Source organism: Mycobacterium sp. P2_H7 (assembly GCF_056403275.1).
The window spans coordinates 503,687-529,566 of the sequence record NZ_JBFUFU010000005.1 but is presented as its reverse complement, the minus strand read 5'-3'; the positions used below and the strand labels follow the sequence as shown (position 1 = coordinate 529,566).

General features: G+C 67.5%; 23 protein-coding genes. 14 read left to right on the top strand and 9 right to left on the bottom strand.

All coding sequences use genetic code 11. The annotated features are described in order from the left end of the window. Positions 1-2 precede the first annotated feature (2 nt). The 3 genes from AC1DY7_RS08315 to AC1DY7_RS08305 are packed head-to-tail and all read left to right on the top strand — an operon-like array spanning position 3 to position 4,376. Positions 3-2,240: a sensor histidine kinase gene (locus AC1DY7_RS08315; RefSeq protein WP_477493163.1), complete on the top strand. Its 2,238-nt coding sequence runs from the start codon at positions 3-5 to the stop codon at positions 2,238-2,240. Then, on the top strand, positions 2,221-2,883 hold the full coding sequence (locus tag AC1DY7_RS08310; RefSeq protein WP_477493162.1) for a response regulator: 663 nt from the start codon (positions 2,221-2,223) through the stop codon (positions 2,881-2,883). The genes AC1DY7_RS08315 and AC1DY7_RS08310 overlap by 20 nt, the downstream gene beginning before the upstream one ends. A gap of 2 nt (positions 2,884-2,885) precedes the next feature. Next, positions 2,886-4,376, top strand: a complete 1,491-nt coding sequence (locus AC1DY7_RS08305; protein ID WP_477493161.1) for an AMP-binding protein — start codon at positions 2,886-2,888, stop codon at positions 4,374-4,376. On the opposite strand, the gene AC1DY7_RS08300 is transcribed toward AC1DY7_RS08305, so the two are convergent. Beyond that, a complete protein-coding gene (locus tag AC1DY7_RS08300) occupies positions 4,373-5,140 on the bottom strand; it encodes a DUF2127 domain-containing protein (RefSeq protein ID WP_477493160.1) in 768 nt (255 codons plus the stop codon). The genes AC1DY7_RS08305 and AC1DY7_RS08300 overlap by 4 nt on opposite strands. A gap of 68 nt (positions 5,141-5,208) precedes the next feature. Here AC1DY7_RS08300 and AC1DY7_RS08295 point away from each other — a divergent pair, with 68 nt between their 5' ends. Then, positions 5,209-5,442, top strand: coding sequence for a hypothetical protein (locus tag AC1DY7_RS08295; RefSeq protein WP_477493159.1), 234 nt, complete (start codon positions 5,209-5,211; stop codon positions 5,440-5,442). 4 nt (positions 5,443-5,446) lie between these two features. Here the strand turns inward: AC1DY7_RS08295 and AC1DY7_RS08290 are convergent, their stop codons facing one another. Next, positions 5,447-6,496 (bottom strand): LacI family DNA-binding transcriptional regulator, encoded by a 1,050-nt coding sequence (locus tag AC1DY7_RS08290; protein WP_477493158.1) that lies wholly within the window; start codon positions 6,494-6,496, stop codon positions 5,447-5,449. Positions 6,497-6,629: 133 nt separating this feature from the next. On the opposite strand from AC1DY7_RS08290, the gene AC1DY7_RS08285 reads away from it, so the two are divergent. Genes AC1DY7_RS08285 through AC1DY7_RS08270 form a run of 4 tightly spaced genes read left to right on the top strand, consistent with a single transcriptional unit; the run spans position 6,630 to position 10,886 of the window. After that, positions 6,630-8,027 carry a sugar porter family MFS transporter gene (locus AC1DY7_RS08285; RefSeq protein ID WP_477493157.1) on the top strand — a complete coding sequence of 466 codons (1,398 nt, stop codon included), beginning with the start codon at positions 6,630-6,632 and terminating at the stop codon, positions 8,025-8,027. A 21-nt stretch (positions 8,028-8,048) separates the two neighbouring features. Beyond that, on the top strand, positions 8,049-8,969 hold the full coding sequence (locus tag AC1DY7_RS08280) for a sugar phosphate isomerase/epimerase family protein (RefSeq protein WP_477493156.1): 921 nt from the start codon (positions 8,049-8,051) through the stop codon (positions 8,967-8,969). 14 nt (positions 8,970-8,983) lie between these two features. Continuing rightward, on the top strand, positions 8,984-10,006 hold the full coding sequence (locus tag AC1DY7_RS08275) for a Gfo/Idh/MocA family protein (RefSeq protein WP_477493155.1): 1,023 nt from the start codon (positions 8,984-8,986) through the stop codon (positions 10,004-10,006). A gap of 1 nt (position 10,007) precedes the next feature. Further along, positions 10,008-10,886 carry a sugar phosphate isomerase/epimerase family protein gene (locus tag AC1DY7_RS08270; RefSeq protein WP_477493154.1) on the top strand — a complete coding sequence of 293 codons (879 nt, stop codon included), beginning with the start codon at positions 10,008-10,010 and terminating at the stop codon, positions 10,884-10,886. A gap of 9 nt (positions 10,887-10,895) precedes the next feature. On the opposite strand, the gene AC1DY7_RS08265 is transcribed toward AC1DY7_RS08270, so the two are convergent. Beyond that, on the bottom strand, positions 10,896-11,159 hold the full coding sequence (locus AC1DY7_RS08265) for a hypothetical protein (RefSeq protein ID WP_477493153.1): 264 nt from the start codon (positions 11,157-11,159) through the stop codon (positions 10,896-10,898). Positions 11,160-11,345: 186 nt separating this feature from the next. Here AC1DY7_RS08265 and AC1DY7_RS08260 point away from each other — a divergent pair, with 186 nt between their 5' ends. Beyond that, entirely contained in the window at positions 11,346-13,073 is a 1,728-nt protein-coding gene (locus tag AC1DY7_RS08260) for a GMC oxidoreductase (protein ID WP_477493152.1), read from the top strand. Here AC1DY7_RS08260 and AC1DY7_RS08255 read toward each other — a convergent pair. From AC1DY7_RS08255 to AC1DY7_RS08240, 4 genes are read right to left on the bottom strand one after another with little or no spacing between them, the layout of a single operon-like run. Continuing rightward, positions 13,058-13,774 (bottom strand): hypothetical protein, encoded by a 717-nt coding sequence (locus AC1DY7_RS08255; RefSeq protein ID WP_477493151.1) that lies wholly within the window; start codon positions 13,772-13,774, stop codon positions 13,058-13,060. The two genes, AC1DY7_RS08260 and AC1DY7_RS08255, sit on opposite strands and share 16 nt — an antisense overlap. Next, positions 13,771-14,106 (bottom strand): hypothetical protein, encoded by a 336-nt coding sequence (locus AC1DY7_RS08250; protein WP_477493150.1) that lies wholly within the window; start codon positions 14,104-14,106, stop codon positions 13,771-13,773. The genes AC1DY7_RS08255 and AC1DY7_RS08250 overlap by 4 nt, the downstream gene beginning before the upstream one ends. A 4-nt stretch (positions 14,107-14,110) precedes the next feature. Then, on the bottom strand, positions 14,111-15,208 hold the full coding sequence (locus AC1DY7_RS08245; protein WP_477493149.1) for an alpha/beta hydrolase family protein: 1,098 nt from the start codon (positions 15,206-15,208) through the stop codon (positions 14,111-14,113). Beyond that, positions 15,205-17,829, bottom strand: coding sequence for a LuxR C-terminal-related transcriptional regulator (locus tag AC1DY7_RS08240; RefSeq protein WP_477493148.1), 2,625 nt, complete (start codon positions 17,827-17,829; stop codon positions 15,205-15,207). The genes AC1DY7_RS08245 and AC1DY7_RS08240 overlap by 4 nt, the downstream gene beginning before the upstream one ends. A 380-nt stretch (positions 17,830-18,209) precedes the next feature. Here AC1DY7_RS08240 and AC1DY7_RS08235 point away from each other — a divergent pair, with 380 nt between their 5' ends. The 5 genes from AC1DY7_RS08235 (at position 18,210) to AC1DY7_RS08215 (ending at position 24,258) form a co-directional block, all read left to right on the top strand. Further along, a complete protein-coding gene (locus AC1DY7_RS08235) occupies positions 18,210-19,394 on the top strand; it encodes a hypothetical protein (protein ID WP_477493147.1) in 1,185 nt (394 codons plus the stop codon). 39 nt (positions 19,395-19,433) lie between these two features. Next, complete coding sequence (gene poxB / locus AC1DY7_RS08230; protein ID WP_477493146.1) at positions 19,434-21,164, top strand: ubiquinone-dependent pyruvate dehydrogenase; 1,731 nt, start codon at positions 19,434-19,436, stop codon at positions 21,162-21,164. A gap of 128 nt (positions 21,165-21,292) precedes the next feature. After that, positions 21,293-22,480 (top strand): type III PLP-dependent enzyme, encoded by a 1,188-nt coding sequence (locus AC1DY7_RS08225; RefSeq protein ID WP_477493145.1) that lies wholly within the window; start codon positions 21,293-21,295, stop codon positions 22,478-22,480. Then, positions 22,477-23,883 carry a homospermidine synthase gene (locus tag AC1DY7_RS08220; protein WP_477493144.1) on the top strand — a complete coding sequence of 469 codons (1,407 nt, stop codon included), beginning with the start codon at positions 22,477-22,479 and terminating at the stop codon, positions 23,881-23,883. Before AC1DY7_RS08225 ends, AC1DY7_RS08220 begins: the two co-directional genes overlap by 4 nt. A gap of 225 nt (positions 23,884-24,108) precedes the next feature. Next, positions 24,109-24,258, top strand: a complete 150-nt coding sequence (locus AC1DY7_RS08215) for a hypothetical protein (RefSeq protein ID WP_477493143.1) — start codon at positions 24,109-24,111, stop codon at positions 24,256-24,258. A 73-nt stretch (positions 24,259-24,331) separates the two neighbouring features. Here AC1DY7_RS08215 and AC1DY7_RS08210 read toward each other — a convergent pair whose 3' ends face one another. Further along, a complete protein-coding gene (locus tag AC1DY7_RS08210; RefSeq protein WP_477493246.1) occupies positions 24,332-25,108 on the bottom strand; it encodes a hydroxypyruvate isomerase family protein in 777 nt (258 codons plus the stop codon). 33 nt (positions 25,109-25,141) lie between these two features. After that, on the bottom strand, positions 25,142-25,876 hold the full coding sequence (locus AC1DY7_RS08205; protein ID WP_477493142.1) for an SDR family oxidoreductase: 735 nt from the start codon (positions 25,874-25,876) through the stop codon (positions 25,142-25,144). Positions 25,877-25,880: the final 4 nt, after the last annotated feature.

Below are 25,880 nucleotides of genomic sequence, written 5' to 3'. Positions count from 1 at the left end.
GCATGGACACCACATTCGACGATGCCTCCCGCAGGCACATGGACCGCCGGGCGGGCACGGTCGCCATCCTGATGCGCCACAGCGCGACGGTTCTGGTCGCCGCGGTCGTGGTGGCCGATCCCGCCGACACCGCTTCGGCAGCGGGTCAGGTGCTGCTGGCCGTACTGGGTGCGTGGTCGGCCTACCGATTGCTGACCCGGTCCCGCTCGATGCCGGCCACCGTCGCCGACTATGTCGCCACCATCGCGGTCTGCCTGGCGATCCCGCTGCTGGTATCGGATCCTGCGTTCTACCAATCGAACTGCGCCCCCGTGGCCATCGTCGGCACCGCCGTCATCACCTACGGCATCTCGCTGCCCGCGCGGTGGTCGTTGTCGATGACGCTGGGCATCGCGGCCGCCTACGCCTACGGCGCCGCGCAGGTCGCAGGCTGGTCCCATGTCCCGGAGATCTTCAACCTCTACTATTTCGCCCTGCAGTGGGCGACCTCGGCGCTGATGCGACTGACGGTGCTGCGGGTCACCGGCGCGGTGGACACCGCCCGCCACGGCAGGCAGCGGGCCGAGATCGCCGAACAGGTCGGCTCCGCGGTCCGCTCCTATGACCGCGAGCAGGCCCGCCTTTTGCACGACACCGTGGCCTCGACGCTGCTGCTGGTCGGGCAGGGCACGGCATTGCCCGCCGACCGGCTCGCCGCCCAGGCCAGGCGGGATCTGGCGATCCTCGGCGACGGGCCCGCCCCCGCCCGCGACGAACCGACGGAACTGGTCGGCGCACTGCATGCCCTGACGGCACACCTGCGCACGCCGGCGCGGATCACCGGATTGCCGACGCTGTGGGTGGATGGTGCGGTGGCCCACGCCATCGTGGCCGCGGCCCGCGAAACGCTGACCAATGTCGACCGGCACGCCCACGCCGCCCTGGTCACCATCGACGTCCGGCCTCACGTGGTCGTGATCGCCGACGACGGGGTGGGATTCGACCCCTCCGCGCCGGCGACGGGTCACGGCCTGGCCGCCTCGGTCATCGGCCGGATGACACAGTCCGGCGGCCGGGCTGACGTCACCTCTGCGCCCGGTGCCGGCACGACCGTCGAACTATCCTGGGCCGCCGCACGATCCGACGCCGACGCGGTCGATCCGGAGCGCCTGCTGGAACGCATCCGGGTCGGCTACGGGCTGGTGCTGGTCGGCTTCGCCGTCATCAATCTGGCGGCGATGGCGCTCCCGGCGCTGGCGCTGCTGCCCAACCCGCACCTGCAGGTCGCGCTGGCCGTGGCGGCCGGACTGTGCGCGCTCAGTGCGGTGCCCGACATCCTCGGGCGGGCCCGACTGTCGCCCCATGTCGGGGCCGCGACGTTGATGGCCGTCGCCCTGACGCAGACGATGCTGGTTCCCCCGCACCTGATCGGCGGGCAGGCCCAGTGGTCCCAGAGCGCGATCGGGTGGTGCCTGATGCCGCTGCTGGTGCGTCAATCCCAGCCCCGGGCGCGCGCCCTGCTTGCCCTCTACTGGCTCATACCCGCCGTGGTGAGCGCGGCCCGCCAGCCCACCTCCGCAACGGTTCTCAACATCGCGTTGGGTACGGCCAGCATCCTCACCGTCCAGATGTGCGTGCTGTTGTTCAACACCCTGATCAATACCGCCGCCGAGAACGCACACGCCGAAACCGTTTCGCGGATAAAGCTACTCACCCGCGAGCAGGTGACCCGCGCCCTCCAGGACGAATATGGGCGCCGCTACGCCGACCTGATCACCGGTGTCCGGCCGATGCTGAGTGCGCTGGCCGACCACCAGCCCATCGACGCCGCCTTCCGCAGGCGCGCGCAACTGGAGACCCAACGTATGCGGGTGCTCTTCGATCAGTCGGCCAGCTTCGACCATCCTCTGCTGCGCACCGTACGGCGTGCCATCGATGCCGCCGAAGAACGCGGCGTCGACGTCTCCCTGCACATCGAAGGGGCACTGCCGGATCTGGCTGCCGCCGAGGTGGATCCGATGGCCGAGGCACTGGGTCACGCGCTGAACGTCACCTCCGCGTCGGCCCGGATCGCGATCACCGCCGGGCCGGACGGCGTGCTCGCCAGCATCGTGTGCCAAGGCCTGACAGATGACCTGGCACAATGGCCCGAACTGAGGGACTGCGATGTCGAACTGACCGCGCACGACGACATCGCCTGGCTGACCATCCGACATGGTGCAGGGGAAGGGGATCGGCGCAATGCCCACAGCAGCGAGTGAGGTAACGGTCGCCGTCATCGACGACCACGGCGTGATCCACAGCGGGATCAGCGCCTGGTGCGGCGCCGCAGATCCGCCGATCCGGTTGTCGGACAGCTACTTCGATGCCGAGTCGTTTCTCGCCGCCACCCACGCCGAGGTGGCGGACGTGGTGATCTTCGATCTGGAATTGACCGGCCCGGCACCGGACTTCACCGCCCTGGAACGCATCGCGCAGGCCGGCCACCGGGTGGTCGTGTACTCGCATCTGGAGCACGCGGAGGTCATCCTGACGTGCCTGGACCTCGGGGCCGTCACCTATCTGGTGAAATCCGAGGGTCGCAAGCATCTCGTGGAGGCGATCCGGGCCGCCAGCACCGACAGCACGTACGTCGGCCCCCGAATGGCGGGCGCGTTGGGCGCGGATCGTCGTCAGGGGCGTCCCGCCCTGGCTCCGCGCGAGCGCGAAGTGCTGCTCGCCTGGTTCCAGACCGAGAGCAAGGATCTGGTTGCCGGACGGCTCGACATCGCCCCGGCGACCGTCCGCACCCACCTGCAGCGCGTCCGGGTCAAATACGCCGCGGTGGGTCGGCCGGCGCCGACCAAGGCCGCTCTGGTGGCCCGCGCCATCCAGGACGGCATCATCGGCATCGACGATTTGTGACCGTGCTGCTGCACGAACTGATCACCGCGGCGGCCGCCGAGACACCGGCCCGGGCCGCCGTGATCGGCCCCGACGGGACGGCCATCAGTTTCGCGCAGTTCGATGCCCAGATCCGCACGACCGCGGCCTGGGCGGTGGCTCGCAGTGTGCCGGGTGATCGCATCGCCGTCATCGCCGACAACAGTGCCGACTACGCCCGCCTGTACTACGGGATACCGCGCGCAGGACGGATCCTGGTGCTCATCAACCAACGCCTCAGTGGCGCAGAGCATCTGGACCAGCTGGCCTCGGTCCGTCCCGCCCTGGTGGTGGGCGACCCCGGCTACCTCGCGCCACTGACCGGCAGCGGCCACCGCCTGATCCCGTTCGACGGCCCTGACTGGCGGGATCGGTCCGACTCGACCGTCGACGTGACGCCCGCCCCGGACAGCCCGGCGTGGTTGTTGTTCACCAGCGGGTCCACCGGAAAGCCCAAGGGCGTCATCCACACCCACCGATCACTGCTGGCCGCCGTACGCGGAACCATCACCGGCCGGGCAGTGCGTTCCGGCGGGGTGTATCTGCTGCCCTTCCCCATGTGCCATATCGCCGGTTACAACGTGCTGGTGCACCACGGCGCGGGTTCGACGGTGCTCCCGGTCCCGACCTTTCGGCCGGAGTCCTTCGCCGAGGCCGTCGACGCGCACGGCGTGACATCGTGCTCGCTGGCGCCGACGATGCTGCACAGCCTGCTCCGCCATCTGGAGCGCACCGGCTCTGCCCTGCCCACCCTGCGCGATATCGCCTACGGTTCGGCCGCCATCCCCGCCGACCTGCTGGACCGGGCCATCAGCCGGCTCGGGGTGGGGTTTCATCAGGGCTACGGAATGACCGAAACCGGCGGCAACGTCACGTTTCTCGGACCCGAGGAGCACCGGACCGACGACCCCGCGGTCCTGGCGAGCGCGGGACGGCCGCACGCCGGGGTGCAGATACGCATCGCCGGTCCGGGCCCCGTCGGGGAGATCCTGGTGCGCGGGGCGCAAGTCGCCGCGGGCTACTGGCCGGACACCCCGGCAACGGTGGACGGCTGGCTGCACACCGGCGACGTCGGCTACCTCGACGATGCCGGTCGCCTGGTGGTGTCGGACCGCCTCAAGGATGTGATCATCACCGGCGGGGAGAACGTGTCGTCCCGTGAGGTGGAAGATGTGTTGTCCCGCCACCCCGGCGTGGACCAGGTGGCAGTGGTCGGCGTGCCGGATCCCTATTGGGGCGAAGCCATCTGCGCGGTGGTGGTCCCCCAGCCCGGGCAGCCGGTGAGCACCGAAGACCTGATCGCGCACGTGCGCGGCAGCCTTGCCGGGTTCAAACGCCCGCGCCACGTCCTGTTCCTCGAGGCGCTACCGCTGACGAGCAATGGGAAGATCGCGAAAGAGGCCGTGCGGCAGTACGCGCGGGAGCGGCTGGGCTCGTCGGACGGCCGGTCACAACAGCCAGGTCACGACAGCTAGGACGCAGCGCCTTCCAGCCCCGCACGTTCGACGCTCATCAGGCTCTCGGTGTGGTGCTCCGCCCAATACGCCTTGGCTCCACCGTTCAGGCCGAACAGCCGCTTGCTCCACAGCAACCACACCACCGCGATGACATTGATGACCACTGCCGCGACCCGCAGCACCGTCACCTTCTCGGTCAGTTCGTAGATTTCCAGGGGCAGAAAGGCACTGGTCGCCACGACGGCGAAATATTCACCCCAACGCTTCATCAACCAGAGGCCGGCGGCCTCGACCAGCTGGGTGCAGGCGTAGGCGGCCAGCCCGATCGCGATCCACAACAAGGTGGTCGACGACAGCGAGAAGGCATCGCCGATGTGCCGGATGACCTTTGACTCGTCCAGATTCCAGCCGATCTGGTCGGCCAGCGGGCGCAGCAGCGGAAGCTCTTCTTCGAAAGCCTGTTTCAGATGCTCACGCTCGCCGCGGACCTTGAGCACCCCGCCGGCGGCCAGCAACAGCAACAGCGCGCGAATCACCCGTTCGGCGGCCAGGATCCGCATCAGGGTCCGGTCCCGCAACAGCCTGCCGCGGGGCACCTCGGGTGCGGTGTCGGCGGGACCGTGGCCACGCGGCGGGCCGACCACGAACGTCTCGCACCGCAGGCAACGCCACGCCTCACCGACCGGCGTGTCCACCCGCAGACGGTCCCGCAACTCGGGCTCGTCGGGTGCGAACGTCGCGTGCCCGCGCAGGCCACAGGACCGCAGGGCGAAGTTCACCATCTGCCACTCCTCCGCTTGTCAGTGTGAACCTAACGCACATCGCCGCATCGCCAGAGCTAGCATTGGCCATGCTGTGGAGTTGGCTGGCCCTGGCACTGGTCGGGCTGATGGTGGCCGCGTGCCTGGTGGCAGTGGCACGAGGCATCAAGCATCATCGCCGCGACGTGAAAATTCTGGACATGCGCACCCATGGACTGGATGTGCCGGCCATCGCGCGCGAACTCGGCTCCACCGAGACCGAAATCCGGGCGCGGATCAAACGAATAGCCGGCGCGGGCAGCCTCGGCCCGCCGTCAGCCTGAGCGCTCAGCGTCCCGCGGGCGGTGCGGCGCTGGTGCCACGGACGACGAGTTCTGCTTCCAGCACAACCTCTTTGGGTCCGCTGCATCGTTGCTCGAGCAGTTCCACCGCCAGCCGCACCGCATGCCGGGCCAGACCGTGCGCATCCTGATGCACCGTGGTCAGGTCGATCCGCGGATAGTCCGACAGCCGGCTGTCGTCGAATCCCACCAGTGAGAGGTCACCGGGGATGTCCACGCCGGCGCGGGTCAGCACGTCGAGCAGACCCAGCGCGCTGCGGTCGTTACTGGCCAGCACCGCCGTCGGCAGGTGCGGTCGGGCGAGCAGCTCCCGCGCCGCGACGGCACCGCCGTCCTCGGTGTGGGTGCCCGCGATGACGTCGATCCGGTCGCCGAGGCCGTGCGCGTGCATGGCCTCGCGGTAACCGCGGCGCCGCTCCGGCGAGCCGGACTCCTCGCCACCGTCGACGTGCAGAATGTCCTTGTGGCCCAAGGAGACCAGATAGTCGATCGCCTCGCCGGTACCTTGGGCGTCATCGGTGCGCACCGACGCCAGGTTCGTCCCGTCCAGGAGGGCGTCGGCGGGTAGCCGTGGGCCCACCACGACGACGGGCACTTCGGATGACAACTTGATGAGGTAATCGATCGCGGATACCGGGGCCAGCAGCACCAGACTGCCGCAGCGGTGGCTCAGCAGCGCATCGACCGGGACCGATTCCGGCCGGTCGGACAGGTTCGTCGTGAGCAGCACCTCGTAGCCGAGTTCCTCGGCGGCCGGGTAGATACCGGCGACCAGCTCGGCCTGGAAGAGCTGGCGCACGTCGGTCAGCACGCCCAGCGTTCGGCTGCGCCCGAGCGCGAGCAGCCGGGCGGCCGAGTCCGGCCGGTACCCGACCTCCTCGGCGATGGCGAGCACGCGCTGTCTGGTCTCCTCACTGGCCCCCGGTTTGCCGTCCAGAATGAACGACACCAGCGTCCGCGAGACGCCGGCGCGGGCCGCGACCTCGGCCATCGTCGGGCGGCGCGATGAGGCACCGCTGCGCGGGGCTGACGGCATCACACCTCCTGAACGACGTGACGGTTGACACATCCCTATTCGAGCACCCATAGTAGCTCTAACGCGCGTTACTAACGCGCGTTAGATCCAGAAAGTCGGCGGATTCCCGTCGCGGACAGACAGAGGTACACCGATGACCACCCCCCAGGAGTCAGGACGTTTCCTGACCAAGCTCACCGTCATCGCGACACTCGGCGGCCTGCTGTTCGGGTACGACACCGGCGTCATCTCCGGTGCACTGCTCTACATGAAGGACGACCTCGCACTGTCCTCGTTCGGCGAGGCCACCGTCGTGAGCTCCCTGCTGTTCCCCGGCGCCGCCTTCGGCGCGCTGTTCGGCGGCCGGGTCGCCGACCGGATCGGACGCAAGCGCATGCTCCTGGTCTGCGCGGGGCTGTTCCTCATCGGCGCCGTCGGCTGCGCGCTGGCCCCGACCGTGCAGATCATGGTTGCCGCCCGCATCATCCTCGGTCTGGGTGTCGGCGCCGCCGCGGTGACCTGCCCGCTGTACCTGGCCGAGATGGCCCCCGCCGAACGACGGGGCCGCATGGTCACCATCAACGAGCTGATGATCGTCACCGGCCAGATGCTCGCCTTCGCCACCAATGCACTGCTCGACCACCTCATCCACGACCCGCACGTGTGGCGCACCATGCTCGCAGTCGCCGCCGTGCCCGCGATCGCCCTCTTCCTCGGCATGCTGGTGCTGCCCGACTCGCCCCGCTGGTACGGGCTGAAGGGCCGGATGGACGAGGCCCGCACCGTGCTGCGGCTCAGCCGCACCCCCGACGAGGCCGACGCCGAGTTCGGCCTGATCGCCGAGCACACCGCACACATGCTCAAGTCCACCGCGACCCCGTTCTCCGTGATCCGTGACGTGCCGTGGATCCGCAGGGTCGTGCTGATCGGCTGCGGCCTGGCCATCGTCCAGCAGGCCACCGGCATCAACACCGTGAACTACTACGCGCCCACCATTCTCGAGCAGAGCGGACTGGGCGTCAGCGCGGCCCTGGTGGCCACCATCGCCGTCGGCGTCACATCGGTGGTCACCACCATTATCGGGATCATCCTGCTCGGATTCGTCGGCCGACGGGCCATGCTGCTCATCGGATTCGCCGGCGTCGCGCTGTCCCAGGCCGCACTCGCGGCGACCTTCCTGATGCCCGCGTCGATGACCCGCAGCTACGTCATCCTGGCTTGCATGGTGCTGTTCGTCGCTTTCGTCCAGATGTTCATCGGCACCGTCGTCTGGCTGCTGCTCTCGGAGATCTTCCCGCTGAGCATCCGCGGATTCGCCATGGGCATAGCGGTTTTCGTGCTGTGGTGCACCAACGCGATCATCTCGTTCGCCTTCCCCCTGCTGAACCAGGCACTGGGATCCACCGGCACCTTCGGACTGTTCGTTCTCATCAATGTCGCCTCGTTCCTCTTCGTGCTCCGCTTCGTCCCCGAAACCAAAGACACCACCCTCGAAGAACTCGAAGAGCGATTCGAGACCCAGCACGGCACCCGTCACAGCGCATCAGTCTGATCACCGAAAGGATATTTTCCGATGAGCACCATTCTCGTTGGCTCCGCCCCCGACTCCTGGGGCGTGTGGTTCCCCGACGACCCTAACCAGACGCCGTACACCCGGTTTCTCGACGAGGTAGCCGAATCCGGTTACGAGTGGATCGAATTGGGGCCGTTCGGCTACCTGCCTACCGATCCGGCGCAGCTCGCCGACGAACTGGCCAAGCGCAACCTGAAGCTGTCCGCAGGCACGGTGTTCGAGCACCTGCACCGGGACGGGATAGTTGCGGACGAAAACTGGAACTCAGTGTGGAGTCAGATCGAAGACGTCGCGAAACTGACTGCAGCCGTGGGCGGTAAGCACGTCGTCGTCATCCCCGAGATGTGGCGCGACCCGGCCACCGGCGCGGTGCTCGAGGATCGCAACCTGACCACCGAACAGTGGCGCAAGAAGACCCAGGGCATGAACGAGCTCGGCAAGGCCATGTTCGAGAAGTACGGCGTGCGTGCGCAATACCACCCGCACGCCGACTCGCACGTCGACACCGAGGAGAACGTCTACCGCTTCCTGGACGGCACCGACGGCGAGTTCGTGAACCTGTGTCTGGACACCGGCCACATCTCCTATTGCGGCGGCGACAACATCGCGATCATCCGGCGCGCCCCGGAGCGCATCGGGTACCTGCACCTCAAGCAGGTCGATCCCGAGGTGCGCGCCAAGGTCGAGGCCGAGGACCTGCCGTTCGGTGAGGCAGTCAAGCTCGGCGCCATGACCGAACCGCCACTGGGCATTCCGGACATGCCGCCGCTGCTGGCCGAGATCGAGAAGCTCGGCATCGACGTCTTCGCGATCGTCGAGCAGGACATGTATCCCTGTGAGGTCGACGCTCCCCTGCCCATCGCCAAGCGCACGAGTGAGTACCTGGGCTCGTGTGGCATTCCGTCCGTCCGTTTCAAGTAGGAGAACCACACCTCATGTCTGAGTTGAAGATTGCCGTCCTGGGCGTCGGGATGATGGGCGCCGACCACGTCGCCCGCATCACCTCGCGTATTTCCGGCGCGCGGGTCGTCGTGGTCAACGATTACCTCACCGAGAAGGCCGAGGCCATCGCCGCCGGCATCCCCGGCTGCCGGGCCATCGGCGACCCGCTCGACGCCATCGCCGACCCCGAGGTCGACGCCGTCGTGATCGCCACCCCGGGCCCCACCCATGAGAAGCAACTGCTGGCCTGCCTGGAGCACGCCAAGCCGGTGCTGTGCGAGAAGCCGCTGACCACCGACGTGGAGACCTCGCTCGCGGTGGTCAAACGCGAGGCCGAGCTGGGCAAGCGGCTGATCCAGGTCGGGTTCATGCGCCGCTTCGACCACGAGTACGCGCAGCTGAAATCGCTGCTGGACGCCGGCGAGTTCGGTGAGCCGCTGCTGCTGCACTGCGCCCACCGCAATCCCGCCGTGCCGCCCAACTTCGACAGCGACATGATCGTGCGGGACTCGTTGGTGCACGAGGTCGACGTGACCCGTTTCCTGTTCGGCGAGGAGATCGCCTCCGTGCAGATCATCCGCCCGGCCGCGAACCCCGCTGCGCCCCAGGGCCTGCAGGACCCGCAGATCGGGATCTTCAAGACGGTGTCCGGCAAGCACGTGGACGTCGAGGTGTTCGTCACCACCGGTGTCGCCTATGAGGTCCGCACCGAGATCGTCGGCGAAAAGGGCAGCGCCATGATCGGACTCGACGTCGGTCTGGTCCGCAGGAATGCCCCCGGCAGCTGGGGTGGCCAGATCACCCCGAGCTTCAAGGAGCGCTTCGGCCAGGCCTATGACACCGAGTTCCAGCGCTGGGTGGATGCTGTTCGCAACGGCACGAATGTCGACGGGCCGAGCGCGTGGGACGGCTACGCCGCCGCCGCGGTGTGCGAGGCGGGTGTCGAATCGCTGAACAACGGCGGCAGGCCCGTCGAGGTGAAACTGGTCGATCGCACGTCCATCGAAGGCGCGTGACATGAAGATCGCACTGGACCCGACACCGTTCCACCACGACTACGACCTGCTCGAATTGCCGCGTGTGGTAGCCGAACTGGGCTTCGAACACCTGCAGCTGACCCCGCACAAGGACTTCATCCCGTTCTACAACCATCCGCGTGCCGATGACGATCTGGTGGCGAAGTTCCGGAAGGCCTGCACCGAAGCCGGTGTCGGCATCGCCTCGGTACTGCCGGTCCTACGGTGGTCCAGCCCCGACCCCGACGCCCGCGACGCCGCGGTACGCAACTTCAAGCGCGTCATCCAAATCACCGTCGACCTCGGCGTCACCGTCATCAACACCGAATTCTCCGGCCGCCCCGAGAAAGCCGAGGAATCCGAGCGGGCATTCTTCCGGTCCATGGAAGAACTGCTGCCGATCATCGAACGTGAAGGCATCGACGTCCGCATCGACCCGCACCCCGACGATTTCGTCGAGGACGGCCTGGAAGCGGTGCGGATCATCCGTGGGGTCAACTCACCCAACATCGGCATGGTCTACGTGGCCTGCCACAGCTTTCACATGGGCGGCAACATGACCGAGATCATGCGGGCCGCCGGGGACAAGCTGCGGCTGGTGCACGTGGCCGACACCATGGACCACCACCGCAGCCACGGCCTGCGCTACATCACCAACCCGCCGGGTAACCCGGTGCGGGTGCACCAGCACCTCAAGATCGGCGACGGGGATGTCAACTGGGACGAATTCTTCGGCGGCCTGGCCGAACTCGGTTTCTACGACCGTGACGACACCGTCATGGTGTCCTCGGTGTTCGCCGAGGACGAGACCGCCCACGAAGTGTCGGCCTACCAGCTCAAGACCATGACGGAGTACGTGGCCAAGCATTCCGGCCGCTGAGGCCGGCGGCTACTCGGGCTGCTTGTAGCGGTTCAGCAGGCCCAGGCCGGCGATCGCCGCGGCGACGCCGATGGCCGTCCACAGGATGAACGGGAAGACCAGCGCGACGGGCGACCAGCCGACACCGGCCAGCACGGTGGCTGAGTAGACGAGCCAGACCAGCCGGTAGACCGACCACAGCACGGTCAGGGCGGCCACGATGCCGAGCACCATGGCGCGGGAGCGGTCGACGCGGTTGATCTGCTCCTGGATGCGAGCGGGCACGATGAACATGTCTTCGGAGTTCCTTTCGGGCGCTTCGCCCCGGTGGCGTCGCCATGGGTGCAAGTACAGTGCGCGCGGATCGCTACCGATCCCAACAAACGTCGGCCGAACGGATGGTTCCTTCGGGTTTACGCTGCTCGGAGGGTTCGGTGGTCTAATTTCTAGGCACCAGCCGCCTGCCCCCGGAGATTCGCCATGCCGCTCGATGATGACCTGCCGACGGAGACCGACGTCCTGATCGTGGGCAGCGGTTTCGGTGGCTCGGTGATGGCCGCCGAACTCGCCGGGAAGGGGTACGAGGTATGTGTCCTGGAACGTGGTCGGGCGTATCCGCCCGGATCATTTCCGCGCGATCCGGCGGGGATCAGCCTCAACTTCTGGGATCCCGACGCAGAGCTGACGGGCATGTTCGACGTGTGGAGCTTCCAGAACGTCGACGCCGTCGTCTCCAGCGGGCTCGGCGGCGGGTCGCTGATCTACGCAAATGTGATGCTGCCCAAGGATGAATCGTGGTTCACCCAGACGACCCCGGACGGCACGGGAGTTGAGACCTGGGCGTTGACGCGCGAACACCTCAAGGAGCACTACACCGCCGTCAGCGACTTCCTACGCGTGCAGACGTTACCGAACGGACCGGCGGACAATGCCTTTCACCTACCCAAGACGAAACGGTTCCTCAAGATCGATGCACCGGACGGTGGTGAGCGGGCTGTCCTCGCACCCCTGGCGGTCCGGTTCCGCGATGACAACGGCCAACCATCGGTCGGGGCACCGTTGCGAGACGAGGCGTACGGCAACATTCACGGCGCGGGATATCACCGCCGAACCTGCCGGCTCTGCGGCGAATGCGATCTCGGTTGCAACGACGGCGCCAAGAGCAGCATGGACAACACCTACCTTTCGCTGGCCTCCGACGGCGGCGTATCCATCCAGACCCTCACCGAAGTGGTGGGTCTCGCCCGCCGGGCCGCGGGCGACGGCTACCTGTTCGACGTCACCGTGAAAGTGCACGGCGACAGGCCGCAACCCACGGAACCGATCAGGGCCAAGCGGGTGGTGCTCGCGGCGGGCACCCTGGGCAGCACGTATCTGCTGCTGCGCCACCAGGATGCGTTGAACATCAACAGCGATGCCCTGGGCCACCGGTTCAGCGGTAACGGTGACTACCTCGGTTTCGTGCACAGCGCCGACACCGACTTGGCCTGCACCAGGGGCCCGGTGATCACCGCCTACCGTCACTACCCCGGCACCGGCGGCACCCACGGCATGTACATCGAGGACGCCGGGTATCCGGCGTTCGCGGCGTGGCTGATGCAGTTGGGGCGAGTGGGCGGGATGGCGATGACCGCGATGGGAAAAATACTGGTGCGCAAGCTCGGCGATCTATTGGACGTCGAGGAGAACCCCAACATGTCAGAGGAAATCAACGACATCCTGAAGAACGGGTCGTTTTCCGCCGGCTTCATGCCGCTGCTCGGCATGGGACGCGACCGCCCGGACGGCAAGCTGTACCTGGACGAAGATGATGACGAGGTCCTGCGCAACGACTGGTCGCTCGACACGTCGGAAGCCTATTTCGACACGATGAAAGCGCGGATGCGGAATATCGCCCGCGGTTTCGGCGGGAAGTTCACGGAGAACCTGATCTCCGATTTCTTCAAGCGCGTCATCACCGTGCATCCCGTCGGCGGATGCCCGATGGACACCGATATCTCGCCCGGTGTCATCGATACGTTCGGCCGGGTGCGCGGGGTTCCCGGCCTACGGGTCTGTGACGGATCGGTGTTCCCGGGCCCGGTCGGCCCCAACCCGTCCCTGACCATCGCGGCATTCGCGCACCGTTCGGCCGGGAACCTGCTCGCTGAGCGCGATTTCACCCCGCCACCGCGTCCGGCCGACGAGTTCGGTCAACCTCCGACGTAGATCCGCACCAGCGAGGTCACGAAGAACCACTGGAACCGGGCCACGGTGAAGGGCCTGCGGTACCACGGGACGCCGACGCCCCGCATGGACAGCAGCTGACCCCCGAAGGCCGCCGGGGTGATCCGGATCTTGCCTGCCAGATACTTGGGCCTGCGGTAATCGCGTAGTGCGGCAGGCTCCTCGACGTCGATGGCGGTGAGCCATTCCGGCGCCGGCCCCGGACCCTCCAGCACAACAATCTTCTCCACGGGATTCGTGACGTCGACACGCCCGCCGTGAGTGACATCGCGCAGCCTGACGAACAGGACCGTGGTGTCGGGCCATACCCTCCACAGCTGCCAACCGGGTTGCAGATATTTGCGTCCACGCATCTGGAATACCCGGTCGCCGTCGGTGAGGAAGGCGTCGTAAACCATCCAGAAACCACGCCGTCCCGACGGAACATCGCCGGCCCTGAACAACTCGAATTCGCCTTCGGTGGCTGCGAATCGGCGCGCGCTGAGCACCGGAATGTCCAGGTCGACGTCCAGCCGTCCGCGGTGCGGGAGGTTTCCTTCGACGAACAGTCCCAGGTCGGGGATGTCGACGCGGGCCCGCAGGGTGGCCGCCAGCGCACCCGGCGCGTCATACCCGATGATCGGCGAGGATTCCTGAGGTGCGATCTGTCCGGCCATCGTCTCACTGAACCGCAGCCCGCTCACCGGTCCTCCCGCGCCTGAAAGGCCAGGTATCCGAACCAGATTGCCACCGCCCACCAGCCGATGATCCATGCCACCGCGCTACCGATCGGCGCGGCCAGGAACCAGCCCGCCGCCAACGCACCCAGCGCCACCACCGGGACCCACTTGACCCCGGAGAAGATCTCGGTGAGAAACATGATCACGCCGGTGACCAGTCCGACCCCGGTGAAAAGCTGGACGAGACAGTGCGGCAACGCCGGACCCGACCCGAGCAGCGCCGGCACACCACCCCCGGCGAGTACCGAAAAGCACAGCAGCAGAATCATGTTGAGCAGGACGATCAGCTTGGGCACGGCGTCACTCGCTCAACTTCGCGATGATGTAGGGATAGACGTCGTTGTGGGCGTTCTTTCCGACGAACATGTCCATGTGCCCGTAGCCGGGAAACTCATGGAAGCTGTGCCGGTCCGATCCGGAGAACTGATTGAGAAATTCGGCGGTCTTCTTCATCGCCTCGGGCCGGAATGTGCGGTTCTCCGCGCCGGTGATGAGGTGAAACGTGGCGGCCAGCTCGGGGTCGTCCTCGGCGAACTCCTTGGGCAACACATCCTCTGGATAGCTGCCCATCGACACCAGCCGGCCTTTTGCCACGCACCGGGCGATCTGTTTGAACACCTTTACCGGAACCGCGCCGAATTCGCCCTTGAGCCATTCATGGGTCTCGTCGTTGAGGTTCTCGTGGTTCCACATGGTCGGGAATCCGAACCCGTAGACGAAGCTGGCGTGTTTGCAGACCGCGTTACTGCATTCGTGGTGAAACGACCGGACGATCCAGTCCATCACCTTGGGCCAGAACCTCGGTGCGTTCAGGCCGTATTGCGGGTTGAACCAGCGCACGAAGGGCGCCAACGCGAACATGGCGATGGGCAGCTTGACCCGGGTCGGCCAGGGCACCATCGGATGCAGACCCGACGAATTCACCACCACCGTACTCACCTGCGGAAGCTTGCCCGCCACCATCGACATCAGGAACGAACACGAACCCTGGCAGTGGATGAACGCCTTGAGAGTTTCCCGCTCGGTCTGATCCAGAACCACCTTGACCGCTGCCGGATAGTCCAGCACCGCGGCGTCGTCGAGATTCCACTCGATCGGGCGTAGGTCGATGCTGGAGCGCCAGTTGAGCATCCACACATCGAAACCGGCCGCCGACAACATCGCGGGCAGCGTCAGCGTCGTCGGCGGGCACAGCAGGTTTGCGCGCACACCCGCACCGTGCACCAGCATCACCGGGCCCCGGTCCACGTTCCGCTCCGGGGCGGGCGGCAGGTGCTTGAAATTCAACCAGTGTCCGTCGAGGGCCTTGAACCACACCGTTTCCGGTTCGGGCACCGTGTACCCCGGTGCGGCCCGGAGCCGGATCTCGGGAGCGGTGGTGGTGTAAACCTCGGTCATCGCTGCTCCTCGGTCCCGATCCGCGAGGCAGCCACCGCCTGCGCGAGCATGGTGCGATCCTCCACATCGAGTTTGATGCAAGCGCGATAAATATGGCCTTCGACGGTGCGCACCGAGATACTCAGCCGGTCGGCGATGTCCTTGTTGGACAGTCCGGTCGACACCATGATGGCGACCTCCCGCTCCCGGCCGGTGAGCGGCAGCGGGTTGAGCACCTTCTCCAGTGCCGGCGTCAGTGGATTGCCGCAACGTTGGGCCAGTTCACCGGCCCGGGCCCGCGCCGCCAGTTCCCGTTTGCGATTGCCCGCGGCGGCGTGTGCGACCGCGGACTGCGCGGCGGCGTCGGCGGCCGCGCAGATCATCCCCAATTCCTCGAATTCGTTTGCGACGGAAGATAATTCCTGTCCGCCGCGGGCAGTCAACGCCCGCACGTGGCGCTCCACGACGCGGCCCAGCACGCAGTCCAGCTCGGCGGACAACCGGGCGATCCCCTCGGCACCTGCGGTGTCGCCGAGCCGCACCGCATCATGGAACGCCAACATCGCGATCCCCAGCTGGCCCGAACGCAGCGCACCCCGGGCTGCCTCGCGTGCGGCGGCCGTCGCGCCGTGCAGGTCACGGCCGGCCGCCAACGTCCAGGCCCGCGCCAGGTGCAACTCGGGCGCGTAGAGCTCCGAACGCATACCGTGGCTGTCCTCGGCCCTGCGCAGCGCTTCGGCGGCAGCCGGGCCGAGGCCTTGCTGGCCAAGGGCTTTCGTCAGGTGCATCAGGCCCATCGGCCCCCACGAGTAGCCGGTGTCCCGCAGCGCGGCGGTGGCATGCCGCAAGGTGGTGACCGCGGCGTCCAGCTCGCCCTTGGCGATCAGGACCTGGCCCAGGATCACCTCGCCGATGGCACGGCCCGGTTGTTCGAACTCGGCGAAGCCCAGGTAGTGCCGCGCCAACTCCTCGGCCGGGTTGATGGCCCCGGCCAGCAGCGCCGTCTGCACCTGTCCGAGGCCGCTGGCATAGCGGACGAGCCCGGGATGCGCTGCCGACAAGCATCTTTCGGTGAAGGTGTCGACATCGGCGAATCGTCCCATCCGCGCCGACGACAGCGCAGCGGCCGAGGCGGCCCAGGCGATGGCCAGGTCGTCGGCCGTGGTCGCCGCCAGCACTCCGGTGGCGATCTCGATGGCCTCGTCGGGTCGCCCGGCATTCATCGCGAAGGTGGCGGCCAGTGCGTCGATGGTGTTCAGGGGCGCAGATTCGGAGATCCTCGCCCGCGTCTCGTGTAGGACGCGCACCGCCGTTTCCGATTCGCGCAGCATCCAGAACTGGTTGGCCACCTTGGGAAGCAGCCACGCCGTCAACTCCCATTCCGACAGGGCATCGGTGTCCACCGGCGACAGGGCGTCATCGGTGTCGCGGCCGCGGCCCTGCCAGGACAACGAATGGGCAAGGGCCAGCCTGGCGGGCAGACCGTCCGCGCGGTCCAGCGCGCCGCGGGCCAGCCGCTCCCCCAGTGCCAGATCACCCAGTTGCATGGCCTGCCAGGCGGCGGTGAGGATGTCGGGCACCTCGGGCGCCCGGTCGCTGTCGATGGCCAGGGCGGTCCAGCGCAGCCGGTCGCTGAGGTGTGTCGTGGGACGGGCCGAGAACTGTTCCACCAGTTCGGTTCTCAGCCTGCGCGCGGCCAGCAGCCCGAGCGACCCGCGCAACGTCTCGGTGTACAGCGGATGCACCGGCTGCACCACGAGATCCGCCCCGCGGGGCACCACCGTCACCGCCCCGACCGCCTCGGCCGCTTCCACCGCGTCGGCACCGGCCACCGTGGACAGTTCCCGAACCGGCAGCGGCTCCTCCACCGCGAGGTATTGCAACACGTTTCGCACCGCCTCCGGCATGGCCGAGAGGTGTCCGGAAATGAGATCGCTGAGCGCTGCGGTCAGGGACATCTCGCCGCGCAGCTGCCACACCCCGTCCACCGCACGCAGGCGGCCGGCCTGCACCGCACCGTCCACCAGGTGCCGGAGGTACAGGGGGTTGCCTTCGCTGAGGTTGAAAATACGGATGGCGCTGGCCGATTCGAGGGGGCCGCCCAGGACCGCCTCCACCAGCCGGGTGGTCTGGGTGGTGTCGAACGGCTCGATGTCGAGGCGAGCCAGCACCTCGTCCTTCCACAGGGCGGTCACCGCGTCGGGCGGCTGCTCGGTGGAGCGGAGCGTGAGGATGAGCCGGGCCGCGGCCGTGACCGCCACCTGATGCACCAGGGTCGCGGACAGATTATCGAGCAGGTGCGCGTCGTCGACGACGACGAGCACATTCGCACCGGCCGGGCAGAGCGCCGCCCGGGCTTGGGTCAGCAGGGTCGCGGGCTCACCGGTCCCCGTGACTTCGACGAGGTGACTGAGCGCACCGAACGGCACCCGGCTCGCCGACGCGGTCGCCGAGACCCAGTGCACGGTCGCCTTCGGGTGACGCCGGGTGAACCGTTCGGCGGCGGCCCGCGCGAGCACGGTCTTGCCGACACCGGCCTGACCGACCAGCAACGCACCCCGGCGGTCGGCAGCGGTCACCGCGGCGTCCAACTGACCCGCCGACACACCGCGCTGCGCGGTGACCCACTTCACTGCCGTCACGTCCGGATATTAAGGCCACGACATCTTTCCCGCCGGAATTACCGCCAGGTGCAGGTGAGGCGTCCTACCGAAGTCACGTAGTCGACTACGCACGGCGGGGGCCGACTGCAGCAATAACGTTGCCGGCAGAGAACCACACGCAGCGGAAGGAGAGTCAGATGTGGACCATCCTGGCGCTCACCCTGCTCGCCCTGGCCGTGGGCACCGCGCTGGGCATCCACGACCTGCAGCACCGGCTTGAGGGGTGGGACTACCGCAGGCACGCCCAGGACTGACCGGCCGCACAAAGACACGTAGTGCGCTACTCGTGATTGGGCGCAGCGCCCGGCGATAACGTCGCCGTGCAGCGAAAAATGCTGGTCACGGCGAGGAGAGAGTCGATGAAGTTGGCGCGTTACACGCGGTATGTCAGGCGGGGCACGGGTACCTCGGGCCCCTCGGATCGCGCGCTACCTGCCGACTCGCTGTGCGGGCCCTACGGTTTCGACCACGACCACGAGTTGGGCTTGACCCTCGGTGAGTTCGTATACTTCTACCCGGTCGCCCACGGGCTCACCGGGCGGGTCGGTATCGAGGTGATCGGCGCCGAACACGGCCGGACCACGACATTCGGGCCTTTCGATGTCGACGCCCGCGCCTCACATGGCGACAGCGACCTCACCGGGCCGGCATTCGGGCTGGCACCCGGCACATATGTCGGAATCGTGTATCGGCCCAAAGACCTCGCGACGGCCCGCCTGCAACCGACCAGCGACACCATCACGGTGTCGGTGACCGACGGCAAGGGCGTCACCCGCACGTCGGCCAGGTTGTCGCTCACTGTCCCGCCCGTGCGTTCCCCGGCCATCACCACGTGGGGACCGCGTTCGCCCGACCCGATCGACATCGACCATCTCGGCGCGTTCACCGGGGCCACCTTCCTGCCCACCGGCGAAGTGGTGTTCGACGTCCAAGCGGTCGAGCACGAGAGCATCACCGTCACCCAACCCACCTTCGGCACGGTGGTCACGGTGCACACCGACGCGCACACCCATCTGGTCCAGTTCGTCTACACGCCCTACGAAGAGCACCGCAGCGACACCACCGTCTTCCACGACAGCTTCGCCTTCATCGCCGACGACGGGCACGGCGGCGTGACGGTCACGACGGTGCCGGTGGCGATCCCGAAGCTGGCCACCGTCACCCCCACCGGACCGTATCTGGGCGAGGACACCTTCACAGGGCAGATCAATGCGCCGCTGGACGAGGTCTCGGGCTACGTCGTGGTGCCGGCCGCGCTGCTGGCGCAGAGCATCGGCAGCGTCGTCGACAGCGACTGGTACGACGGCGAGTTGGAGTGCGGCTCGGTGACGGTCGATGAGTACGGCGCATTCGCGTACACGCGTAAGCCGCCGGGCGACGACGTGCCCGCCGACGCGATCGACGACTCGTTCGCCGTCATCGCCTACACCGCGCGCAACGAATGGGCCGTCGCGATGGTCCCGGTGGGTGCGGCAGCGCTGACGAGCTATCCGTCGATCGTCGACGTCCTTACCAGCGTCCCGACGTCACCGCAGGACGTGTAGCGCCTCACCCCGGCGACGCGTGCGGCCTAGGGTTGAGCCATGACCACGTTCGCGGATCACGTCATCACGACCCTGCAAGCCAGCGGGGTGCAGCGGGTCTACGGACTACCCGGGGACAGCCTGAACGGGCTGACCGATGCGATCCGGCGGTCGCAGGATTTCGCCTGGGAGCACGTGCGCCACGAGGAGGCCGCCGGATTCGCCGCCGCGGCCGACGCCGCACTGACCGGACGGCTCGCGGTGTGCGCGGGCAGTTGCGGCCCCGGCAATCTGCATCTGATCAACGGTCTGTTCGACGCGCAGCGCAGCCGGGTGCCGGTGCTGGCCATTGCGGCGCACATCCCTCAGGCCGAGATCGGGTCGCAGTATTTCCAGGAGACCCGGCCCCAAGAGCTGTTCCGCGAATGCAGTGTGTACTGCGAGATGGTCACCACCGCCGAGTCCGCGCCCCGCGTGCTGGAGATGGCGATGCGTGCGGCGGTCGAGGAGAACGGTGTCGCCGTCGTGGTGATCCCCGGCGAGATCTTCCTGTCCAAGATCGGTGAGGTGCCCGTCACCCCCGTGCTGCCCACCCACCCGGTGATCCGGCCGTCCGATGACGAGCTGGCGCGAGCCGCATCGATGCTGAACGGCGCCAGCAATATCACCATTCTCGCCGGGGCGGGTGCGCAAGGTGCGCATGATCAGCTGGTGGCGCTCGCCGCGACCCTGCAGGCGCCGGTGGTGCATGCGTTGCGCGGCAAGGAGTTCGTCGAATACGACAACCCCTACGACGTCGGGATGACCGGCCTGCTCGGGTTCGCATCCGGCTACAAGGCCATCAAGGAAGCCGACGTGCTACTCATGCTCGGCACCGACTTCCCCTACCGCCAGTTCTATCCCGAGAACGCGACCGTCATCCAGGTCGACGTCCGGGGCCGCAACCTCGGCAGGCGCACCGCCGTGGACCTCGGCCTGGTCGGCACCGTCACCGACACGCTCGCGGCGCTGGCGCCGCTGCTCACCGCCCGGCATGACCGGGCGCATCTGGACCGGTCACGCAACCACTACGCCAAGACCCGGCGCCGGCTCGACGAGCTTGCCGTCAACGACCGCGACCGCACCCCCATCCGTCCCGAATACGTGGCGGCAGTGGCTGATCGGCTCGCCTCCGACAACGCGGTGTTCACCGTCGACGTCGGCTCACCGGTGGTGTGGGCGGCGCGCTATCTGACAATGAACGGAAAGCGCCGGCTGCTCGGTTCGTTCAACCACGGGACCATGGCGTGCGCGCTCCCGCTGGCGATCGGCGCCCAGACCGTCAACCGGGACCGACAAGTCGTCGCGTTCGCCGGCGACGGCGGGCTGGCGATGCTGTTCGGCGAGCTGATCACGCTGACGCAGAACCGGCTGCCGGTCAAGCTCATCGTGTTCAACAACTCGTCGCTGAATTTCGTGGAGCTGGAGATGAAGGCGGCGGGCATCGTCACGTTCGGCACCGAGCTGAAGAACCCCGACTTCGCCGCGGTGGCCGAGTCACTGGGATTGTTCGGTCGCCGCGTCGAGAACCCCGCGGATCTGGAATCCGCAATCGCCGCGGCGCTGGCCCACGACGGACCTGCCCTGGTGGACGTCGTGACGGCCCGCCAGGAATTGTCGATTCCACCGGCGATCACCGTCGAGCAGGCAAAGGGCTTCTCGCTGTACGCAATTCGTACCATCATGGCCGGGCGCGCCGACGAACTGCTCGACCTGATGACCACCAACGTGGCGCGCCGCATCCTGGACTGACGCTCCGCACCGAGTAACGCCGCCGCGCAATCGAGTAGGACGCTACCTACTCCCCTGGACCGGAGCTCCGGAAAGCTCCTAGTCATGATGCAGACAGATCACATGGCTGGAACTTCCAGGGGATCGGCATGACCGGGGCGGTGGCGGACATCAGCACGTCCAGCAGGTTGCAGGAGTTCGTCGACGGCCACACGCACCTGCCCACGCCGTATCTGGTGATGGACCTCGACATCGTGGCGCAGCGGTACGACGCGCTGCGCGATGCCCTCCCCCAGACCCGGATCTTCTACGCAGTCAAGGCGAATCCGGCACCGGAGGTGTTGCGTGTCCTCGCCGCGGCGGGGTCGTCCTTCGACGTGGCGAGCATCGGTGAGATCGACCTCTGTCGGTCCCTCGGCATCGCCGCCGAGCGGCTCTCGTTCGGCAACACCGTCAAGAAGGAAGCGGCGATAGCCGCCGCCTACGCGGCGGGGGTGCGGACCTTCGCGGTCGACGCACCCGAAGAACTCGACAAGCTCACACTGCTCGCCCCGCGCTCGACGCTACTGATCCGGCTGGTGTCCGAAGGTGGTGGCGCCGATTGGCCGCTGAGCCGGAAGTTCGGCACCACCGAGGAAGCGGCATTGACCCTGATGAGCCGCGCGGTCGCGCGCGGACACCGGGTGGGGGTGAGCTTCCACGTCGGGTCACAACAACGCGAACCGCAGGCGTGGGACGCGCCGCTGGCCGCGACCCGCAGGTTGCGCGACGCACTGCGCCGCGACGGGCACGACCTGGTCGCCGTCAACCTCGGCGGCGGGCTGCCCAGCCACCACGCGCAGCCGACACCGCCGCTGGCCGCCTACGGCGAGCACATCCGTGACGCGCTGCGCAGGCACGGCATGACCGATCTGGACGTGATGACCGAGCCCGGCCGATTCCTGGTCGGCGACGCCGGCGTGATCCGTGCGGAAGTTGTTCTCGCGACGGCCAAACCGTCCGACGGCGGCCGGCGTTGGGTGTACCTCGACATCGGCATGTTCAACGGCCTCGTCGAAACCCAGGAGGAGGCCATCCGCTACCGGATCACCTGCCCCGGCGCGGTCGGCGACGAAACCCCTGCGGTGCTGGCCGGCCCGACCTGCGACAGCCTGGACATCCTCTACGAACGGGTGCCCTATCCCCTTCCCACCGGGTTGCGGGCGGGCGACCCGGTCGAGATCCACTCCACGGGCGCCTATACGACGTCGTACTCCTCGGTCGGCTTCAACGGGATCGAGCCCCTGCGCACCTACCACTTGTCGGCAACCCACTCTTCGAACGGAGAACTTCTGTGACCACCTATGGACGCCTCGGCGACGTCGTGATGATCGGCTTCGGCTCGATCGGCCGCGGCACGCTGCCACTCATCTTGCGGCACTTCGACGTCGACCCCGAATGCATCACGGTGCTCGCCCCCAACGACGACAACGACCGCGTGCTCAAAGAGTCCGGCGTCACCCGCGTCGATGCGTTCCTCACCCCGCAGACCTACGCCGAGGTGCTCACTCCTCTGCTGTCACCCGGCACGTTCGTGGTGAACCTGTCGGTGGACACGTCGTCGGTTGACATCATGCGGCTGGCCCGTGACCGCGGCGCGCTCTACATCGACACCGTGATCGAACCCTGGGCCGGCCTGTACGACGACCCCGACCTGCCGATGGCGGCGCGCACCAATCATGCTCTGCGCCAGACACTTCTGGCCGAACGTCAAGCTCGGCCGGGCGGCACCACGGCGGTGTCCGCGTGTGGCGCCAACCCGGGCATGGTGTCGTGGTTCGTGAAGCAGGCGCTGCTCGACGTGGCCGATGCGGTGGGCGTGACCTACACCGTGCCGAAGACCCGGCAAGAATGGGCCGCCCTGATGCGCGACGCCGGCGTGAAAGGCATCCACATCGCCGAGCGGGACACCCAGCACGCCCGCACCCCGCGACCGATCGGCACCTTCGTGAACACCTGGTCGGTGGACGGATTCCTGTCAGAGGGGTTGCAGCCGGCCGAATTGGGCTGGGGTACCCACGAACGCTGGATGCCTGCCAACGCATACCGGCACGACGACCCGAAGGCCCCCGGCATCTTCCTCGCCCAGCCCGGCGCCGCGACGAAGGTCCGCACCTGGTGCCCGACGCCGGGGCCGCAACACGGCTTCTGCGTGACACACAACGAGTCGGTGTCCATCGCCGACTTCTTCACGGCGACCGACGCGCAGGGAGAGCCGGTGTACCGGCCGACGGTCCACTACGCCTACCACCCGGCCGACGACGCGGTGATGTCCTGGCACGAACTGCTCGGCGGCAGGGACCCACAGCACCGGGTGATCCTCGACGTCGACGACATCACCGACGGCATCGACGAGCTCGGAGTCCTGCTCTACGGGCACGCGAAGAACGCCTACTGGTACGGCTCGCGCCTGTCCAACGACGAGACCAAACTGCTCGCGCCGAACCAGAACGCGACCGGCCTGCAGGTGACCTCCGCGGTCCTGGCCGGCATGGTCTGGGCCCTGGAGCATCCCGAGGCGGGCATCGTCGAGGCCGACGAGATCGACTTCGCCCGGTGCCTGGAGGTGCAGCGCCCCTATCTCGGTCCGGTGGAGGGACATTTCACCGACTGGACACCGCTGACGGACCGGATCGACCTGTTTCCCGACGACATCGACGCCGACGACCCGTGGCAGTTCCGCAACGTCCTGGTGCACTGAGGATCTATGTGGCCCGGGCGGCCCGGGATCACCAAGTGTGACCCGGGCCACCGCGGCCGCGCCGAAATCGCTTGACCTGTAGCGAAACTCACACCGCGAAAGTTGCGTTACACAGAATTAACAAGGAGCATCGAGGTGTTCCACTTGGCGGGCGATCCCCGATCCTGTGGGCGCCGATAACAACAGAATCCCCGCAACCCGGGGATCTTTCGAGGAGTGAAGAGAATGTCTTTCGCGCAGTTTCGCGCCGATATGAAGCGTGCCAACAACCGGCGGCGCCTCTACGCGCGGATCAACGCAATGCCAGATTCGACGGTTCGCGAAGAGCTGATCGCAGTGGCGCAGCGGCACGAGTTCCTGGATTCGGATAGCTGATCCGTTTCGCGTTGCAGAGGTTCGGTAGTACAGAGCCGGCGGCCTTCGGGCCCCGGCTCTGATTCCTATCCGGCTAGTCCCACGGGCTGCCACCCCGCCGTGCCGGCGGCAGCCACCCGAACGGGTCGCGCCCGTCGGATCGATATTCCAGACTGACGTGGCCTCGGTAGCCGCGACGGCCCAGGTGTGCCAGATGCCTGCCGAAGTCGATGTCCCCGGTGCCCGGAACACCGCGACCGGGCGCGTCCGCTATCTGGACGTGCCCGATGCGCTCGGCGAACGTGTCGATGACTGAGTCGAGGTCATCGCCGTTGACGGCCAGGTGATACAGATCGGCCAGCAGTCGCGGGGCAGGCACGCCGACACGGTCGATCACGGCGATCGCATCGGCGGCGGTCCGCAGTGGGTAGGCGGGTACGCCACTGAGCGGCTCGATCAGGATTGCCGCGCCGATATGTCCGGCCCGGTCGGCGGCGTCGGTGAGGTTCGCCGCGGCGATCTCGTCCTGAACTTCGGCTTCCAGGCCCTCGATCCGGTTGCCGTAGAGCGCATTGAATGCCGTGGTGCCCAACCGTTGCGCGATGCCGACGGCCACGTCGACATTGTCCAGAAATTCTCGGCGCCGGCCGGGATCGGAGAGCAGCCCGCGCTCCCCCGCCGCCATGTCGCCACCGGCGAAGTTCAGTGCGACCAGGTGTACGCCGGCATCGGCGACGGCACGAACGAAGTCGTCCACCTCAGCGTCACGCGGTACGGATTCGGCGAAGGGCCACCAGAATTCGATCGCCTCGAAGCCCGCGTCCCTGGCCGCCTGCGGGCGTTGCAGTGGTGGGAGTTCGGTGAGCAGCATCGAGCAGTTGACGACATAGCGCGCCGCCACGGCTCAGCCCCGGCCGTAATACGGCATGGCGCGGGCCATCACCGTCAGTTCCGGAACCGAAACCTCCAGCGGCAGTTCGACGATGTGGGCCACCGCGCGGGCCACGTGCACGACATCGAACGTCGGCTCGGCGGCCAGGCTCCCATTGGCTTGCCGCGTCTTGCTGAAGCCGGCGGTCATGTCGGTCGCCGCGTTGCCGATATCGAGTTGTGTCACACAGATGTCGAGATCACGCAGGTCCAACAGCATCGAGGCGGTCAGTCCGCTGATGGCGTGTTTGGTGACGGTGTAGGCCAGGCTGTGCGGCCGCGGGCGGTGTGCCGACAGCGAGCCGTTGTTGATGATCCGGCCACCGCGCGGCAGCTGCGCGGCCATGATGCGGGCGGCCTCACGCGCGCAGAACAGCGAACCGTCGACGTTGGTGCGCCACACCGTCTGCCACTGCTCGGTGTCGATGTCGGTGATGGCGGCCGACGGGCCGAACATGCCGGCATTGTTGAACAACGCGTCGACCCGGCCGAAGGCCGCGACGGTGGCCGTGAACAGCGCCCGCACCGACGCTGCGTCGGTGACGTCGGTCGGCACCACCCGGGCGTTCGGCCGGTCGCCCGCGGTGTCCGTCAGCTGCTCAGGTCTGCGCCCGGCGAGCACCACCTGATGACCGGCGTCGAGCAGGACGCGCGCCGTAGCCCGGCCGATCCCGCTGCCGGCCCCCGTGATGACGACTGTTTTGCCCACGGGG